General features: G+C 73.3%; 13 protein-coding genes and 1 pseudogene. 5 read left to right on the top strand and 9 right to left on the bottom strand.

The features are described from left to right. Positions 1-29 precede the first annotated feature (29 nt). Positions 30-2,723 (bottom strand): SdrD B-like domain-containing protein, encoded by a 2,694-nt coding sequence (locus ACIQF6_RS03895; RefSeq protein ID WP_400889763.1) that lies wholly within the window; start codon positions 2,721-2,723, stop codon positions 30-32. A gap of 435 nt (positions 2,724-3,158) precedes the next feature. Here ACIQF6_RS03895 and ACIQF6_RS03890 point away from each other — a divergent pair, with 435 nt between their 5' ends. Beyond that, positions 3,159-3,509 carry a hypothetical protein gene (locus ACIQF6_RS03890; protein ID WP_400889761.1) on the top strand — a complete coding sequence of 117 codons (351 nt, stop codon included), beginning with the start codon at positions 3,159-3,161 and terminating at the stop codon, positions 3,507-3,509. Between the two features lie 6 nt (positions 3,510-3,515). Here the strand turns inward: ACIQF6_RS03890 and ACIQF6_RS03885 are convergent, their stop codons facing one another. Continuing rightward, positions 3,516-4,181: an alpha/beta fold hydrolase gene (locus ACIQF6_RS03885; RefSeq protein WP_400889759.1), complete on the bottom strand. Its 666-nt coding sequence runs from the start codon at positions 4,179-4,181 to the stop codon at positions 3,516-3,518. 108 nt (positions 4,182-4,289) lie between these two features. Here ACIQF6_RS03885 and ACIQF6_RS03880 point away from each other — a divergent pair. Next, positions 4,290-5,246 (top strand): annotated as a pseudogene (locus ACIQF6_RS03880) (helix-turn-helix transcriptional regulator); the annotation flags it as partial. Between the two features lie 151 nt (positions 5,247-5,397). Here ACIQF6_RS03880 and ACIQF6_RS03875 read toward each other — a convergent pair. From ACIQF6_RS03875 to ACIQF6_RS03850, 6 genes are all read right to left on the bottom strand, one after another. Further along, complete coding sequence (locus ACIQF6_RS03875) at positions 5,398-6,033, bottom strand: LysE family translocator (RefSeq protein WP_400889757.1); 636 nt, start codon at positions 6,031-6,033, stop codon at positions 5,398-5,400. Positions 6,034-6,039: 6 nt separating this feature from the next. Continuing rightward, entirely contained in the window at positions 6,040-6,870 is an 831-nt protein-coding gene (locus ACIQF6_RS03870) for a DUF3626 domain-containing protein (protein ID WP_400889755.1), read from the bottom strand. 83 nt (positions 6,871-6,953) lie between these two features. After that, entirely contained in the window at positions 6,954-8,687 is a 1,734-nt protein-coding gene (locus ACIQF6_RS03865; RefSeq protein WP_400889753.1) for an SDR family oxidoreductase, read from the bottom strand. Next, a complete protein-coding gene (locus ACIQF6_RS03860) occupies positions 8,684-9,535 on the bottom strand; it encodes a M24 family metallopeptidase (RefSeq protein WP_400889750.1) in 852 nt (283 codons plus the stop codon). Before ACIQF6_RS03860 ends, ACIQF6_RS03865 begins: the two co-directional genes overlap by 4 nt. Positions 9,536-9,539: 4 nt before the next feature. Beyond that, positions 9,540-10,625 (bottom strand): PDR/VanB family oxidoreductase, encoded by a 1,086-nt coding sequence (locus tag ACIQF6_RS03855; protein WP_400889748.1) that lies wholly within the window; start codon positions 10,623-10,625, stop codon positions 9,540-9,542. A gap of 264 nt (positions 10,626-10,889) precedes the next feature. Then, positions 10,890-11,807: a metal-dependent hydrolase gene (locus ACIQF6_RS03850; protein ID WP_400889746.1), complete on the bottom strand. Its 918-nt coding sequence runs from the start codon at positions 11,805-11,807 to the stop codon at positions 10,890-10,892. A gap of 232 nt (positions 11,808-12,039) precedes the next feature. Between ACIQF6_RS03850 and ACIQF6_RS03845 the strand changes: the two genes are divergently transcribed. From ACIQF6_RS03845 to ACIQF6_RS03835, 3 genes are all read left to right on the top strand, one after another. Continuing rightward, positions 12,040-12,573, top strand: coding sequence for a hypothetical protein (locus tag ACIQF6_RS03845; protein WP_400889744.1), 534 nt, complete (start codon positions 12,040-12,042; stop codon positions 12,571-12,573). Next, complete coding sequence (locus ACIQF6_RS03840) at positions 12,570-13,121, top strand: pyridoxamine 5'-phosphate oxidase family protein (RefSeq protein WP_400889742.1); 552 nt, start codon at positions 12,570-12,572, stop codon at positions 13,119-13,121. Before ACIQF6_RS03845 ends, ACIQF6_RS03840 begins: the two co-directional genes overlap by 4 nt. Before the next feature lie 217 nt (positions 13,122-13,338). After that, on the top strand, positions 13,339-13,929 hold the full coding sequence (locus tag ACIQF6_RS03835; RefSeq protein WP_400889740.1) for a hypothetical protein: 591 nt from the start codon (positions 13,339-13,341) through the stop codon (positions 13,927-13,929). An 86-nt stretch (positions 13,930-14,015) separates the two neighbouring features. Here ACIQF6_RS03835 and ACIQF6_RS03830 read toward each other — a convergent pair whose 3' ends face one another. After that, the gene (locus tag ACIQF6_RS03830; protein ID WP_400889738.1) at positions 14,016-14,972 is read right to left on the bottom strand and encodes an alpha/beta hydrolase; all 957 of its coding nucleotides are present in this window, start codon (positions 14,970-14,972) and stop codon (positions 14,016-14,018) included. Between the last annotated feature and the right edge of the window lie 58 nt (positions 14,973-15,030).

Genomic DNA, 15,030 nt, shown 5'->3' with positions numbered 1-15,030 from the left:
GCCCTTCGGTACTGCCGACTGACCGGTCGTCAGTGCGTGCGACGCCTGCGGGCCGCGATCAGCAGGCCCGCGCCGGCGGCGAGCAGGACCGCTCCGCCCACCACGGTGTACGTGAGGACGGTGTTGTCCGTGCCGGTGAAGGCCAGGCTGCCCGACGGCTGCGACGGCGCCCGGGTGGGCGCCGGGGTCGGCGTCGGCGTCGGGGCCGGGGTGGTGGGCGGCGACGGGATCAGCTGGTTGACGGCGGTGGTGGTGATGCCGTCCGCCAGGTGCTCGTCGTCGAGGACCACCGGTCCGAGGACCGGCTGCTCGGGGGCCTGGTAGCCCTTGGGCGGGGTGACTTCCTGCCAGTAGTAGGTGCCCTTGTCGGTGACGGTGTGGCAGGTGCCGTCCTCGCCGGTGGTGCAGGGCTCGCCGACCTTGGTGTCGGCCTTGTCGCCGTCGGTCTGGAGGCCGTCGGTCTTGTTGGTGTCGCGCCACAGCTGGAACACCGCGCCGGGCAGCGGCTTGCCGTCCTGGTCGTGCTTGACCAGGCGCAGCTCGCCCTGCTGCTGCATGAACCCGAAGTCGAAGGTGTGGTCGTTCTCGCCGGCAGCGCCGGTGGTCACCGCCTTCTCGACGTAGGTGCCGCCCTTGGGGACGGTCCCGTCGGAGTCGAGCTGGCCGTCCGGTCCCACGCCGGGCTCGGTCGGGATCCAGTGGTACAGCGGGCCGCCCTCGGCGTAGTCCGCCGGGTTGTCCAGGCGGATGGTGTAGGCGGTGTGCGGCTGCAGCCCGCCCGTGACGTCGCTGTCGTCGAAGTAGTACTCGCCGCGGTCGGTGGTCTTCGTGGTGCCGACCTTCTTGCCGTCCGCGTCGTACAGGTTGACGGTCGCGCCGGGAACGGGCTTCTGCTGCGGCAGTTGGACGCCGGAGCGCTCGGGGTCGTACCAGACCCGGTTGCCGATCTGGAGCGGCGCCCGGTCGCAGAGCACCTCCAGGTCGCCCATCGCGGCGCCCTTGCCGAAGCGGGAGCGGCCGTCGGACAGTTCGTTGCCGAAGCCCGGGTCGATCCCGCCGTCGCGCAGGGTGAACATGGTGCCGGCGGTGACGATGTTGTTGGAGACGTCGTAGCCGGAGGTGGCGATGGAGCTCTCCACCTTGGACAGCGCCATGCCCGCGAACGTCGCGTACGGGTGGCCGACCGGGGCGGGGCGGTTCAGGTCGAAGAAGCCCTTGCCGCGGGTGGTGATCCCGCAGCCCAGGTCGACGTCCATCACGTACAGGTCGTCGAGGATGTTGGGCTTGCAGGCCTTGTTGAGGTCGCCGGAGGAGAGCACGTAGACGAAGTCGGCGGGGGCGCCGGCCGCGGGGGCGGCGGCGGCCTGGTCGGCGTACCGGTCGCGGAACGACAGCAGCATGCTGCCGTCGGTCTCGAAGCCGATCTCACCGAGCTCGGGCTCCGGGTTGCTGCTGCAGGCGGTGCCGTTCGGGCCGGGCTCGACGTCCTGCCACGGGTACCAGTAGTAGCCGGCGCAGGTGGTGGCGGGCGTGCCGCGGTGGTCGAGCCGCTGGTTCAGCGCCGGGCCGCCGAACATCCCGTTGGCCGGGTTGAACGGGAACACCACGGCGCGCAGGTCGCTGATCTTCTGGGTGGACTGGCCCGTGCAGACGCCGCCGACGTAGCCGAAGTCGTCCTGCATGCCGAGGCCGAACGGCCGCCAGTCGTCCGCCGACGGACAGTCGGGGGTGGGAATGGCGTAGACCGCCTTGGGCTGGTCCGCCGTCGGCAGGGTGGCGTCGTAGCGGTACAGCTTGCGGTTGTGCAGGTTGACCACCCACAGGTCGCGGCCGTCCTGGGAGAGCTTCAGCCCGCCGAGGCTCTCCTTGCCGACCGCGCCCAGGAACCCGGCGTCGTCGCCGCCGGTGTGCGCGGTGGTCCCGGCGTCCGGGACGGTGGCCCACAGCCTGGTGGTCTTCGTCGCCGGGTCGGTGACGTAGATCGCGCCGGGCCCGCCGGGGCCGTAGTCGGTGGAGCGCTTGGCCTGGGCGGAGCTGAACAGCCGCTTGTCGTCCCGGTTCCAGGCGAGGCCGAACACGTTGCCGGTGTCGCCCTCGGTGGACAGGTCGGTGACGTCCTTGTTCACGCCGCGGGACTCGTACGGGAAGCTCAGCACGGTGCGCTGGGCCGCCGGCGAGCCGGCGGCGGGCTGGCAGGCGGTGGCCAGCGGGGCGTTCTTCTGGCAGTAGTCGGCCGGGTTCCAGAAGCCGGTGGTCATCGACACGTTCTTGCCCGCCGACAGGTCGACGAACTCCACGGCGCTGCTCAGCCTGCTCGGGCCGCCGGCCACGCCCTCGCGGGAGGCGAACGCCGGGAACAGCAGGCCGCCCCGCGGGCTGTACACCTCCACCCGGTACTTGCCGCTCCCGCTGGTCCGGTTGGGCGTGAAGGTCAGAATGCCGTTGGCCGGCGTCTTGTCCTCGATCTGCTCGCCGTCGTCGCCGGTCACGATGACCCGCGCCCCGGGCACGCCCGGCTCCAGCAGCGGACTGTACGTCCCGCTCGCGTCCACCGCCCGCACCACCCGGACCGTCACCGAACCTTCAGGGGTCGCCGGCGAGGCGGACGGGGCGGAGACAGCAGTGGCGGCGGCGAAGGCCACCACCACGGCGGCGGCCCGTCCGGCGATCCGCCGGCCCGCGCGTGGCGCGGGCGCTCGGGTTTCCTGTTCTGTCTGGGTCATGCCCTGCTCTCGTCGTCAGGAAGGCACGCCGAACCCCCGCAGCAAGATCACCGATTCGGTCCCGCGCACTTCTCGTTTGGCCGAATAGTAGGCGGAATGAACACACCACGCTTACGAACCAGCCAAATTGACTGCGCATCAGGGAGCCCCGACAACCAATGCCGCGCCGGGGGCGCACGCCTGCATCGCCCCTGGGAATCGACCTCGAACCGTCCGGCCGGCGGGCCGCGACCTTCGACCCGCCGGCCGGACGGTTCCAGGTCCCCGACATCAAGGAGTGGTGGGGCGGCCCCGCCCTGCACCACGTCGGCACGGCCGCCGGAGCAGTCGCCCTCGCCGTCGGCCGGATTCCCGCCGAGCTGCGGCGCACGTCCTCCGGGAGCCCTTCGCGGGAGTCCGCGGAACCTTCGCCGGCGGCCGGTCGTCGACCATGACATGGCGTCAGTTCTGATTCTGGGCATTGATCCGCGCACCGTCCCCGGCCTGGACGGCGATGCCGTCCTTGCCGTCCTGGAGCGGGAGTTGGCCCGGTTCGCCGAGCGCGGGGTCGACGCTTCGACGGCGATGGTCGCGTCGGACGGGTCGGCGGAGGAGGCGTTCGTCGGGGTGCTGCGGAAGCAGGCGTGGGACGTGGTGGTGATAGGCGGCGGGATTCGGAAGCCCGAGCCGTTGTTGCCGCTGTTCGAGCTCGTGGTGAATCTCGTGCGGCGGCACGCGCCGACCGCGGCGCTCGCGTTCAACGGCGGCCTCGGCGAGAGCGTGGAGGCCGCCGAGCGGTGGCTGTGACGGGGCTCAGGCCAGGGCGGCGAGGAGGCGGGCGAGTTCGGTCGGCCTGCTGAACATGGGCCAGTGGCCGGAGTCCAGGTCGAGGTACTCGACGTGCTTGGCGTGGGCGAGTTCGGGGGCATGGCCGCCGGCGACCCAGTCGCGGACCTGGTCGGGGGTGTATTCGGCGCAGACCATGGCGATCGGGACGTCGTGGCGGCGCGGGTCCGTGAAGCGGACGACGGCGCGGGCGACGGGCTCGGGGACGGGGACGGCGTCGGCGGCGATCTGCTGCCGCAGGCTCTCGTCGAGGTCGGCGCTCTCGGGGCCTTCGAACGGGCCCCAGCCGGGGAACGGCATGACGCCGTCGCGGATCTCGAAGAAGTCGGCGTAGGCGGCGCCGTCCTGCTGCGGGAAGCCGCCGACCAGGGCGACGGAGGCGACCTTCTCGGGCCTGGCGTCGGCGGCCAGCCAGCCGAGGGTGCAGTGCGCCGAGTGCGCGACCACCATGACCGGGCCGTCGGCGGCGTCCACCGCGGCGAGGACGGCGGCGAGTTGCTCGTCCAGGGTGGTCGCGGGCGCGGCGGGCAGGGTCAACGGGCGGGGGCGGTGGCCGAGTTCGTCGAGGACGGGGGTCACCGCGTCCCAGGCGGTGCCGTCCAGCCAGAGGCCGCCGATGAGCAGGATGTCCACGGTGAGCTCCCGAAGTAGAGGTGGAGAAGCGGGTGTGTCACCAAGGCTAGGTGCGGTTCCGGACGATCTACTTCCTGATTGTCGCGGCCGCCGCATACATTGGCCGACGTGACGACCGGAACGAGCCCCACCGCCCGCGCGCTGCGCACCCTGGAGATCCTGCGGGCCCGGCCGGGCACCACGTCGGAGGAGCTGGCGGAGAAGCTGGGGGTGACGGACCGCGCGGCGCGGCGGTATGTGGCGATCCTCCGGGAGGCCGGGATTCCGGTGGAGTCGGAGCGCGGCCCGCACGGCGGGTACCGGCTGCGGCGCGGGACGCGGCTCGCGCCGGTGGCGTTCACCCAGGCGGAGGCGCTGGGGCTGGTGATGGCGGTGCTGGACGGCCGGCCGGCGGCCGGGGAGGACGGCGATCCGGTCGGTGCCGCGCTGGACAAGGTGGTCCGGGTGCTGCCGGAGGAGGTCGGGCGGCAGGCGGCGGCGCTGCGCGAGCATGCCGCGGCGGCGCCGGATCCGTGGGCGGTGTACGCGGATCCGGGGGTGACGAACGCCCTGGTGGAGGCGGTCGCGGCCCGCCGGCGCACGGTGATCACGTACCGGAGCGGGGCCGACGACGAGTGGCGGGCCGAGGTGGACCCGTGGGCGGTGGTGGTGCGCCGGGCCCGCTGGTACCTGCTCTGCCACTCGCACCGGTCGGACGCGGTGCGCACCTACCGGATCGACCGGGTGCTGTCGGCCGAGGAGACCGCCACGCGCTTCCGGATGCCACCCGATCTCGACCCGGTCGCCCTGCTGGAAGCCCACCTCGGTTCGGGCTGGGCCTACCGGACGCACGTGGTGTTCGACGCCCCGTTGGCGCAGGTCGCCCCGTGGATCGGCGCACCGATGGGCCGCCTCGAATCCGCAGGCGAGCAGTGCGTCCTGCGCGGCAGCACCCGCAACCCGGCGATGTACGCCCAGCAGTGGCTGGCGACCGTCCCGTTCGGCTTCCGCGTCCTGGGCGGCCCCGAACTCCGCGCGGCGGTGGCCACGGTGGCAGCCCGCTTCGCCGCCGCCGTCGCCGAGCCCGGGAGCCCGAGCCTGCCCGAACCCGAGAGCCCCGGCCCGGCGGCGCCTGACAGCCCCAGCGCGACCGAACCCGAAAACCCGGGCCCGGCCGAACCCGAGAGCCCCGGCCCGGCCGAACCCGGAAGCCCCGGCGCGGCCGGACCGGGGGACGTCAGTCGGTCAGCGCCAGCTTGACCCCGAAGCCGACCACCGCGGCCCCGGTGATCCGGTCGATGGCCCGGCGGGCGGCGGGGCGGCGCAGCCAGGTGCGCAGGGTGTGGGCGAAGCCGATCAGGACGGCGGACCACAGGGTGCCCTCGGCCACGTGCACGGAGGTGAGCAGGATGCCGGCGGGCAGGTGCGGGGCGCCGGCGGGGATGAACGGGGGCAGGACGGCGACGTAGAAGACGCCGACCTTCGGGTTGAGCAGGTTGGTGAGCGTGCCGCGCCGCCAACCGGCCCACCAGCCACCGGCGTTGGGCTGGTCCTCCGGGGCGTCGGCGGAGTCCTGGTGGCGCTTGCGGAGCAGTTGCACGCCCATCCACAGCAGGTAGCAGACGCCGGCCCAGCGCAGTGTCTCGTAGGCGGCGCGGGAGGCGGTGAGCAGCACGCTGAGGCCGGCGGCGGAGGCGGTGCCCCAGATCATCGTGCCGGTCTGGATGCCGAGGACGACGCCCCAGGCCTGCCGCCGGTGGCCGAGCGCGGCGGTGCGCAGGATGAGGGCGGTGTCGAGTCCGGGGGTGAGCGTGAGCAGGCCCACGACCAGTGCGAACGAGGCGAGGGGGCCGGCCATGGTGGTGAGATCCATGGACTGTCAGTCTACGGGGCGGCCGAATCGGGCCAGGCAGTGCCACACCTTCTTCAGCTCCTGCGGGTCGTACTGCCCGCTGCGGACGGCGGCGCCGATGACGGCCGGGTCGAGGATGCCCTCCTGGGCGATCTTCGCGCCGAGGGCGGTGATGTGCGGGCCCCGGTAGTCGGCGTACTGCTCCAGCTCGTCGGCGGGGAGGCGGTGTCCGGGGTGCCATTCGAGTCGGCAGGGCAGGGCGCGGGCGGCGGTCTCGACGGCGGTGCCCCGGTGGCAGGGGTCGAGGACGAGGGCGTCGAGGTGGGTGAACACCGTGACGGGGCCGTGCAGTTGGGCTTCGACGTAGGCATCCAGCAGGTCCTGGCCGTCGGCTTCGACCAGCGCGATCAGGGCCATCGCGTCGGCGGTGCCGAAGTGTTCGGGTTCGAAGACGCTGTCGGGGTAGCAGAAGGTGGCGCGGCGCAGCGTGTCGGGGGTGAGCCGGAAGTGTGCTGAGCCGAACCGGGGTGCGCCGCCGTAGGGGCTGCGGAGGTGGTTGAGGGCGCCGTAGACGGGGCGGGTCTCGGCGGGGGCGTCGTCGTAGGCGCCGCCGAAGATCCGGCTCTCCCAGCGCCAGCGGTCGCCGCCGGGGTGGGCGGTGAGGCCGCCGTTGCTGGTGCCGGTGGAGAACTGGGAGCGGTACACGCCGTCGCGGGCCAGCGATTCCAGGACCGACAGGCCGTCGCCGCCGATCCGGTCGGGGTGGAAGTTGAGGGTGACGGAGATCCCGGCGGGCAGCGGGTCGCCGGTGCTGCGGGCGGCGACGTGCCGCAGGGCGCGGGCTTCGGGGGTGTCCATGGGCGGCAGTCTCGCGCCTGGGCCCGGTGCGGCGCGAACCGGTTTCCGCACCGGTCGCGCCGCACGTCTCAACTGCTGTGCGGTCAGCCCGCGTTGACTCGGGCTGCCAGGCGGAGCAGCCCGGGGCTGAGCCGGCCGAGCAGGCGGGCGGCCTTGGCCTCGACGGTGACGGGGACGACGGCCTTGCCGGTCCGGACGGCGCGGACGATCTCGGTGGCGACCTTCTCCGGCGGGAAGCCGCGGCGGGCGTACATCTTGGAGACCCGGGCCTGCTTGGCCGCGAGGGCGTCGTCGCCGAGGCCGGAGAAGGTGGTGGTGCGGGTGATGTTGGTGTTGACGATGCCGGGGCAGATGGTGGAGACGCCGATCCGGTGCGGGGCGAGTTCGGCCCGCAGGCAGTCCGACAGCATGTACACCGCCGACTTCGAAGTGGCGTACGCGGCGAGCACCTTGGACGGCAGGTAGGCGGCGGCGGAGGCCAGGTTGACGATGTGTCCGCCCTGGCCGTGGTCGACCATCAGCTGCCCGAAGGCGCGGCAGCCGTGGATGACGCCCCACAGGTTGACGTCCAGGACGCGCCGCCACTCGGCCTCGGTGGTCTCCAGGAACGTCCCGGAGTGACCGATGCCCGCGTTGTTGACCACCACGTCGGGCACGCCGAAGTCGGCGGCGACCTGCTTGGCGAACGCGTCCACGGCCGCGCCGTCGCTCACGTCCACCTGGTACGCCCCGGACTTGACGCCGGACAGCGCGCACAGTTCCGCGGTGCGCTGCGCGGCGGGCAGGTCGCGGTCGCAGACCACCACCCGGGCGCCCTGGTCGGCGAAGGCCAGCGCGGTGGCCCGGCCGATGCCGCTGCCACCGCCGGTGACGACGACCAACTCGCCGCCCTCGGAGGGTTCCTGGCGCAGCGCGCCGTGGTCGCGGGCGGCGAACTCGCGGACCAGCGCGGCGACCTGCGGGCCCTTCTCCAGCAGCGCCGACCAGTGGGTGGCGTTCAGGGTGCGGCGGGTCAGCCGGGGCGCCCACTGCTCCAGGCCTTCGGAGAGGAACTCCGAGACGTAGTGGTCGCGTTGCAGGGTGATCAGCTGGACGGGCACCTCGGTGTGGCGTTCGCGCGGCTTGGCGATCGAGGGACGCATGTTGGCCCGGTACAGCTCGATGCCGCGCACGGCGTCCTTGGCGAGGGTGGGCTGCGGGTGCCCGGGCCGGGGGCGGACGGCCTCCAGGTCGTTGAGCACCTTGGGCCACAGCCGGGCCAGGCCGAGCTTCCACCCGGCGGGCGCGAGAACGGGCAGGTGGAACAGGCCGATGTACCAGGAGTGCACGCCCTGGCGCAGCAGCTGGGAGACGTGACGCGGTGTCGGGCGGCGCAGCCGGTGCCGTATCCAGTGGCCCATGTGGTCCAGGCAGGGGCCGGACATGGTGGTGTAGCTGGCGAACCGCCGGTACGAGCCGGGGGTGGTGATCGCCTCCCAGGACTGCACGCTGCCCCAGTCGTGCGCGACCACGTGCACCGGGCGGTCGGGGCTGACGGCGTCGGCGACGGCGAACAGGTCCTGGCCGAGCAGCTCCAGCCGGTAGTCCTCGCGCCGGGCGGGCACGCCGGACGCGCCGGAGCCGCGGGCGTCGTACCGCACCACGTGGTGGTCGGCGGCCAGGTCGGCGGCCACGTCGTCCCAGACGCTGTGGTCGTCGGGGTAGCCGTGCACCATCACCACGGTGGGGTTCGCCGGGTCGCCCTGCTCGTACACGGCGAGCTTCAGTCCGCCGGAGTCGACGGTGCGGTGACGGATCTCGGTGCTGCGGCCGGTCATGCGGTGCCCTCCTGGAATGCCCAGCGCCGCACGTGCGGCAGGTCGTCGTCGAGCCAGTACACGTCCTCGTCGGTGACCACGAGGAGTTCCTCGAACTTGATGCCCACCTCGCGGAAGCCGATGTGCGGCTCCACCGCCCACAGTCCGGGCGTCGGGGCGTGCCGGGACGCCTTGCCGCCGGCCCACAGCGGGGAGCGGCCCTCCAGCCGTTCCTTCACCAGTTCCCGTCCGAGCGTCTGGAGCGTCCGCACGCCGAAGCCGAACAGGTTCACCCCGGCCGGCCCGCGGGCGGTCATCCTGGTCACCTGGTGGCCGATCACCCGGCCCGGGTACACCTGGTGACGGTTGTCGTAGCCGTGCTCGGCGATCTGCGCGTCCACCGCCGCGTACACCTCGGCGAGCGTCCTGCGCGCCTTGACCTCGCGCAGGATCAACTCCCGGTACACCCGCAGGTCCTGCGCGAGCTTGTCCCACACCGGGTTCTCGCCGACCTTGCCGCCGTACCCGATGTCGGCGGTGTAGCCGTCCACCACCGGCGCGCAGTCCAGCACGTACGGCATGCCCTCCTTCAGCACCCGCGAGCCCGCGAAGAACTGGAGCGGGGTGTGGAAGTGCCGGAACGCGGTGCGGTCGCCGAACCACGCGAACGGCACGTGGAAGAAGTCCTGCACTCCGGCCTGCACCAGGCTCCGCCGCAGCTTCGCGGTCGCCTGGCGCTCCGTCACCCCGGGCTCGATCCACGCCGCGACCTGCTCCGCGCAGTGGTACGCGAGCTGCTGCACCTCCCGGAACTTCGCCAAGTCCCGTTCGTCGAACGGGAAGTGCGGCAGCTGTCCGCTCTGCTTCATCGGTTCACACCTCCAGGACGAGGGTCTCGCCCTCGGCGGCTCGGGACACGCACGGCAGGATCAGGCCCTCGGCCCGCTGCTCCTCGGTCAGCCTGCGGTCGCGGTGCTCGGGCGTCCCGGACGCCACCTTCAGCACGCACGTCCCGCAGAAGCCCTGCTTGCAGGAGTACGCCAGGTCCGGCTTCGACTCCCGCGCCACGTCCAGCGCGGAGCGGTCCGCCGGGACGGTCACCGTCTCCCCGTCCTCCCCCAGCCGGATCGCGAACGGCCGGCCGTCGACGATCGGCGCGGCGCCGAACCGCTCGAAGTGCAACGACGCCGCGGGCGAGGCGTCCAGCGCCCGCTGCACGGCGCCGAGCATCGGCGCCGGGCCGCACACGTACACGGCGGCGTTCCGCGCGGCGTGCGAGAGCAGTTCGGCGGCGTCCGGCACGCCGTGCACGTCGTCGGTCCGCAGCTCCACCCGGCCGGGGTCGAGCGCCTTCAGCTCGGCGGTGAACGGCAGCGCGGCGGCCGTCCGGCCGGTGTGGATCAACTTCCAGTCGACGCCCGCGTGTTGGGCGGCCCGGGCCATCGGCAGCAGCGGCGTGATGCCGATCCCGCCGGCCAGGAACAGCACCTGCTGCTCCCCGCAGAACGCGAACCCGTTCCGCGGTCTGCGCACCCGCAGCCGCAACCCCACGTGCACGTCGTCGTGGACCTCCACCGACCCGCCGCCGCCATCGGCGATCCGCCGCACCGCGATCCGGTACACGTGCCGGTCCGCCGGATCCCCGCACAGCGAGTAGTGGCGCTCCCGCCCCGACGGCAGCGTGATCAGCAACCTGGCCCCCGGCTGCCACTCCGGCAGCATCCCGCCCGACGGATCGGCCAGCCGCACCTCCACGACGTCCTCGGCCACCACCTGGTGCGACGTCACCACCAGGTACAGCGGCGGCACCCCCCGCGACTCCCCGCGCCGCGGACTCCGCCGCAGCCCCGGCCGCCCGAGCGCCGGGCTGTACCAGTCACCGAACGCGGTCAACCGCGCGAACATCCGATCGGCCCGGGGACGGCCGTACAGGTCCGGCGGCGGGGTTTCGAGATCCATGGGGGCGGCTCCGGGAGGCTTGGGGAGAGAGGGGAGGACAACCAGGGGCGCGGGGAGACTCGCGCGAGAGCGGGGGCTGCACAACCAGGGGCGTATGGGGGCACCTCCCGGCCCGCCAGGGCTGGGGGAGAGCTGCGCGAAGGGGAACGCACCCGTCGGAGAGATCGCGGCTCGGGACAGTGACTTGCACGTGGTCGCGGCCTTGCGGCCGTGGTGTGCGCCTGTCGCGCCGTTCCCCGCGCCCCCGGCGTCGCCACCCGACGCCTAGTGAGCCGCGGCAGCCCTCGCCGCAGGCGACTTCGCCAAGTACGCCAGCGCCTGCGAAGAGCTGCCTTCGTTCGTCGGGTGGTACCCAGGACCGAAGTACCGCAGCGCCGAACGAACGAACCGGCCCGGTTCGGGGAGCAGCCCCCGCTTCGCGGCCTTCTGGGCCTCCCGCCAGGTCGGCACCAGGCTCCCGTTGAGCGAGGGGTCGGCGGCGAGCATGAACCGGGTGCCGCGGATCCACAGGTGGATCAGCAACGGCCCCGAGACCGCCATGCCCCGGACCCGCCGCAGGTACCCCGGGTCCAGGTGCCGCATCAAGTCGTAGGCGACGCTGCGGTGTTCGACCTCTTCCGCGCCGTGCCAGCGCAACAGGTCGACCATGGTCGGGTCGGCCTTGGCCCGGTCGAGGCCGGGCGAGTTGAGCGCCCAGTTGCCGAGGAACGCGGTGAAGTGTTCGATCGCGGCGATGAAGGCGACCCGCTCGATGATGTTCTCGCGCCGCTGACGCGCCGTCAGTCCGGGCTTGTCGCCGAGGACGCGGCGGAACAGCCAGGTGACCTGCCGGACGTACGGCCGCGGGTCGAGGCCCTGCCCGAGCAGGTGGTCGAGGACTTCCTGGTGGGCCTCCGCGTGTATCGCCTCCTGCCCGATGAAGCCGAGCACTTCCTCGCGCAGCTGCTCGTCCCGGATCAGCGGCAGCGCCTCCTTGAACACCTTGACGAACCACCGCTCGCCCTCGGGGAGCAGCAGGTGCAGGACGTTGATGGTGTGGGTGGCCATCGGCTCGTCGGGGATCCAGTGCATGGGCAGCTGCGACCAGTCGAAGTGGACGTCCCGCGGTTCGAGCACCAGGTTGTCGTGCACGGATGCGGGCTGCCCGGGCCGAAGGCTGCGGGAGGGGGTGGGGCGCGGCATGGGGGGTGCCTCCTGTACCTGCGGCTGGGGCATACGGCTGGGGGTGAACGGGCGGCGGGCCGGCCTCCGGTGGAGTTCCGGTGGGCCCGTGGGCACAGGGGCAAACTACCCGTGGGTAGTGGGCCCGACAAGAGGTTCGACAGTTCTTATCAACATTGAGTCTAATAAGCCGCCCGGACGACGGGCCCGCCCCGCCTTTCCCGGCGCACCCCGGGTCGGCGATCATGGGCCGATGAGCGATCCGGCACCTGACCCCGCGTCGGGCTTCACCGTCGAACGAGTCTTCCGCGTCTGGAACTACACCGTCAGCCACATGACGCTCCTGCTCCGCAGCCCGGCCCCGAGCACCGGCGGGGAGACGGTCGACGTCTGGTTCAGCGGCGTGATGACCATTAGCCTGCACCAGAGCTTCAAGCCGCTGACCGTCCGCGCCGCCGACCCCGAGGAGCGCGAGCGCCTGCTCGCCCACGCGGCCACCAACCTCTTCGACCCGGCCCAGTGGTCGCCGCTCTGCCTGGTCCTGGAGTCCACCGGGTCCGACGGCTTCGTCGTGTGCACTCATGCGACAGTCACCGCCAACACCCGCGAGCCCGACGGCAACCTGCCCGGCATCCACCTGGAGAGCGGACGCCGACTGTGGAGCGCCGGCCCCACCGGCAGGCCGGAACCCGGCCACAGCTACACCCTCTACGAAGCCGGCCGCGACTTCCTCCGCGCGCAACACGCCGCGCCCGCGTCCCGCACCGCACCTCGGGAGACGGCGTGACCGACCGCACGGCACCCAGCCCCCTCGTCCGGGCCCTTATCGCCCGCCCGGTCCTCGCGGCCACCGACTACCCGGCCCCGGACCCGGCCGTCCCCGCCGACCCGGCCACCCTGTTCACCGCCTGGCTGCTGGACGCCCTCGCGGCCGACCTCCCCGACCCCCAGGTGCTGACCCTGTCCACGGTCGACGCCGAGGGCCGCCCGGACGCCCGGGTGCTGGTCCTGCGCGACGTCGACCGGGCCGCCGGCGCCTGGCACTTCTGGACCGAGCCCGACTCTCCGAAGGCCCGTCAGTTCACCGCCCGCCCGGACGCCGCCCTCACCGCCTACTGGCCCGGGCCCGGCCGCCAGATCCGCCTCCGCGGCCCCGTCCACCCGTCCCCCACCTGCCCAACCCCCTCCCCCGCCCTGCACTGCTACGCCCTGCACGCCTCCACCGCCGAGTTCTGGCAGGCCGGCCCGGACCGCCGCCACCTCCGCCTGCGCTTCTCCCGCACCGGGGCCGGCTGGACCACCACGGGCTGGGCTCCCACCGACATCCCGGGCTGACACCCCGTCGACCCGGTACGGCAGACGCGGGTCCACCCCCCGCCCCGATCGGCTGACGCGGACCGGTCAAAATATCTCCCGCCGCGTAGCCGCCCGCCGCGGCGAGGACCATTTGCCCCGCTCGGGTACGGCGACGGGTGGTCGGCAGGTGCTAGAACCTGTGCCGGACCCACCCGAAGTCCGCACGGCCCCATGCCCCCACCACCCTGGGAGACCCATGTCCGCCGCACGCCGAGTCCGCCACCTCCTCGCCCCGCTCTGGGCCCTCGCCCTGCTGCTCACGGGCGCCGCCGTGTCCACCGCCTCCGCCGCACCCACCACCGTCACCGACCTGGACGGCACCTGGGCGTGCAGCGTCCCGGCCGGGTACGTCTACGACTCCGTCACCCAGACCCTGGGGTGCGGTTCCGGCAGCATCAAGGGCGCCTACTACCACCTTCGCACCCCGGCGGACGGCCTGAGCTCCTGTTACACCGCACCCGGCTTCGTCTACGACTCGGTGACCGCCAGCACCGCCTGCGACCAGCTCGGCCGCACCCCGACCACCGTCTTCCACCTCCGCACCCCGGTGGACGGGATGACCGCCTGCACCACCAACCCGGGCTGGACGTACGACCTCGTCACCAGCACCCAGGCCTGTAGCCAGGTCTCCGGCGTCACCTCCACCACCTACCGCCTGAAGATCCCCACCAACGGCCTCTGGGCCTGCGAGGTCCCCAGCGGCTGGACGTACACCTCGACCGTCACCAACACCGACTGCAGCTTCTACCGCCCCAGCACCGCCACCAAGTACCTGATCACCCACTGACCCGGCACCCCCGCCCGCCCGGGCGGGCGGGGGGTGTTCCGTTCGCGTCCCGAACAGCCCGTCCAATACTGTTTCTTGACGCTTCGTCAATTCAACAGCCGCCGCAGCCACCCTTGCCGGGCCGCCACCGCGGCCCGGCTCACGGCCGCGTGCGGGGCGAGGGTGTCGAAGCCGTGGCAGGCGCCCGGCCAGACGTGGAGTTCGGCGCTGCCGCCGGACTGCCACAGGGTGTTGGCGTAGCCGACCACCTCGTCCCGGAAGGTCTCCGCCGAACCCACCTCCAGGTAGGCGGGCGGGAGGCCCGCCAGTGAGGCGGCGCGGGCCGGTGCGGCGTACGGGGGGACGTCGGCGGTGCCGTGGAGTGCGCCGAGGGCGGCCTGCCAGGCGGTGGTGTTGGAGGTGGCGTCCCAGGTGTCGCGCCCGGCGAGTTGGCGGGCGGACGGGGTGTCGCCCCGGTCGTCGAGCATCGGGCTGAGCAGGAGTTGACCGATCGCCGGCGGCCCGCCCTCGTCGCGCAGCAGCAGGGCGAGCGCGGCGGCGAGGCCGCCCCCGGCGCTCTTGCCGGCCAGCACCACCCGGTCCGGGTCGATCCCCAGCGGGCCGGCGTTGGCGACCGTCCACCGCAGCGCGTCCCGGCAGGCGTGCAGCGGGCGGGGGTACGGCGCGTCCGGTGCAAGCGGGTACTCGACCGAGACCACCGCCAGCCCCAGCGGTTCCGCCAACTCCCGCAGCACACGCGGCAGTACGGCGTACGCGTTGCCGCCGATCAGCCCGCCGCCGTGCAGGTAGTGCAGCACCGGCAGCCGTCCGCCCGCCCCGGCCGGCCGCGCCCACACCACGCCCTCCCCGACGCCCGCCTCGAACCGGCCGCCGTCCGTCAACTCCCGCACGCCGGGCCGCGGCCGCCCGCCCGCGTCCGCCCGCTGCCACTCCCGCAGCCGATCGGGCGTCAGCGGCGCGGGCACCCCGCCCCGGGCCGCCACCGCCGCCGCGACCTCCGGATCCACGTACGCCTCGCGCACCCTCGCCCCGCCCTCTCCCACAGCCCCTCCCCCGTCGACCCTCCCCCATCGACCTCCCCAGCATGACGGCCGACCAGAG

Origin of the sequence: Kitasatospora sp. NPDC092948 (assembly GCF_044754805.1) — a bacterium.
Classification (GTDB): Bacteria; Actinomycetota; Actinomycetes; order Streptomycetales; family Streptomycetaceae; genus Kitasatospora.
The sequence above is the reverse complement of the archived record's forward strand: the minus strand, read 5'-3'. Positions and strand labels throughout refer to the sequence as shown.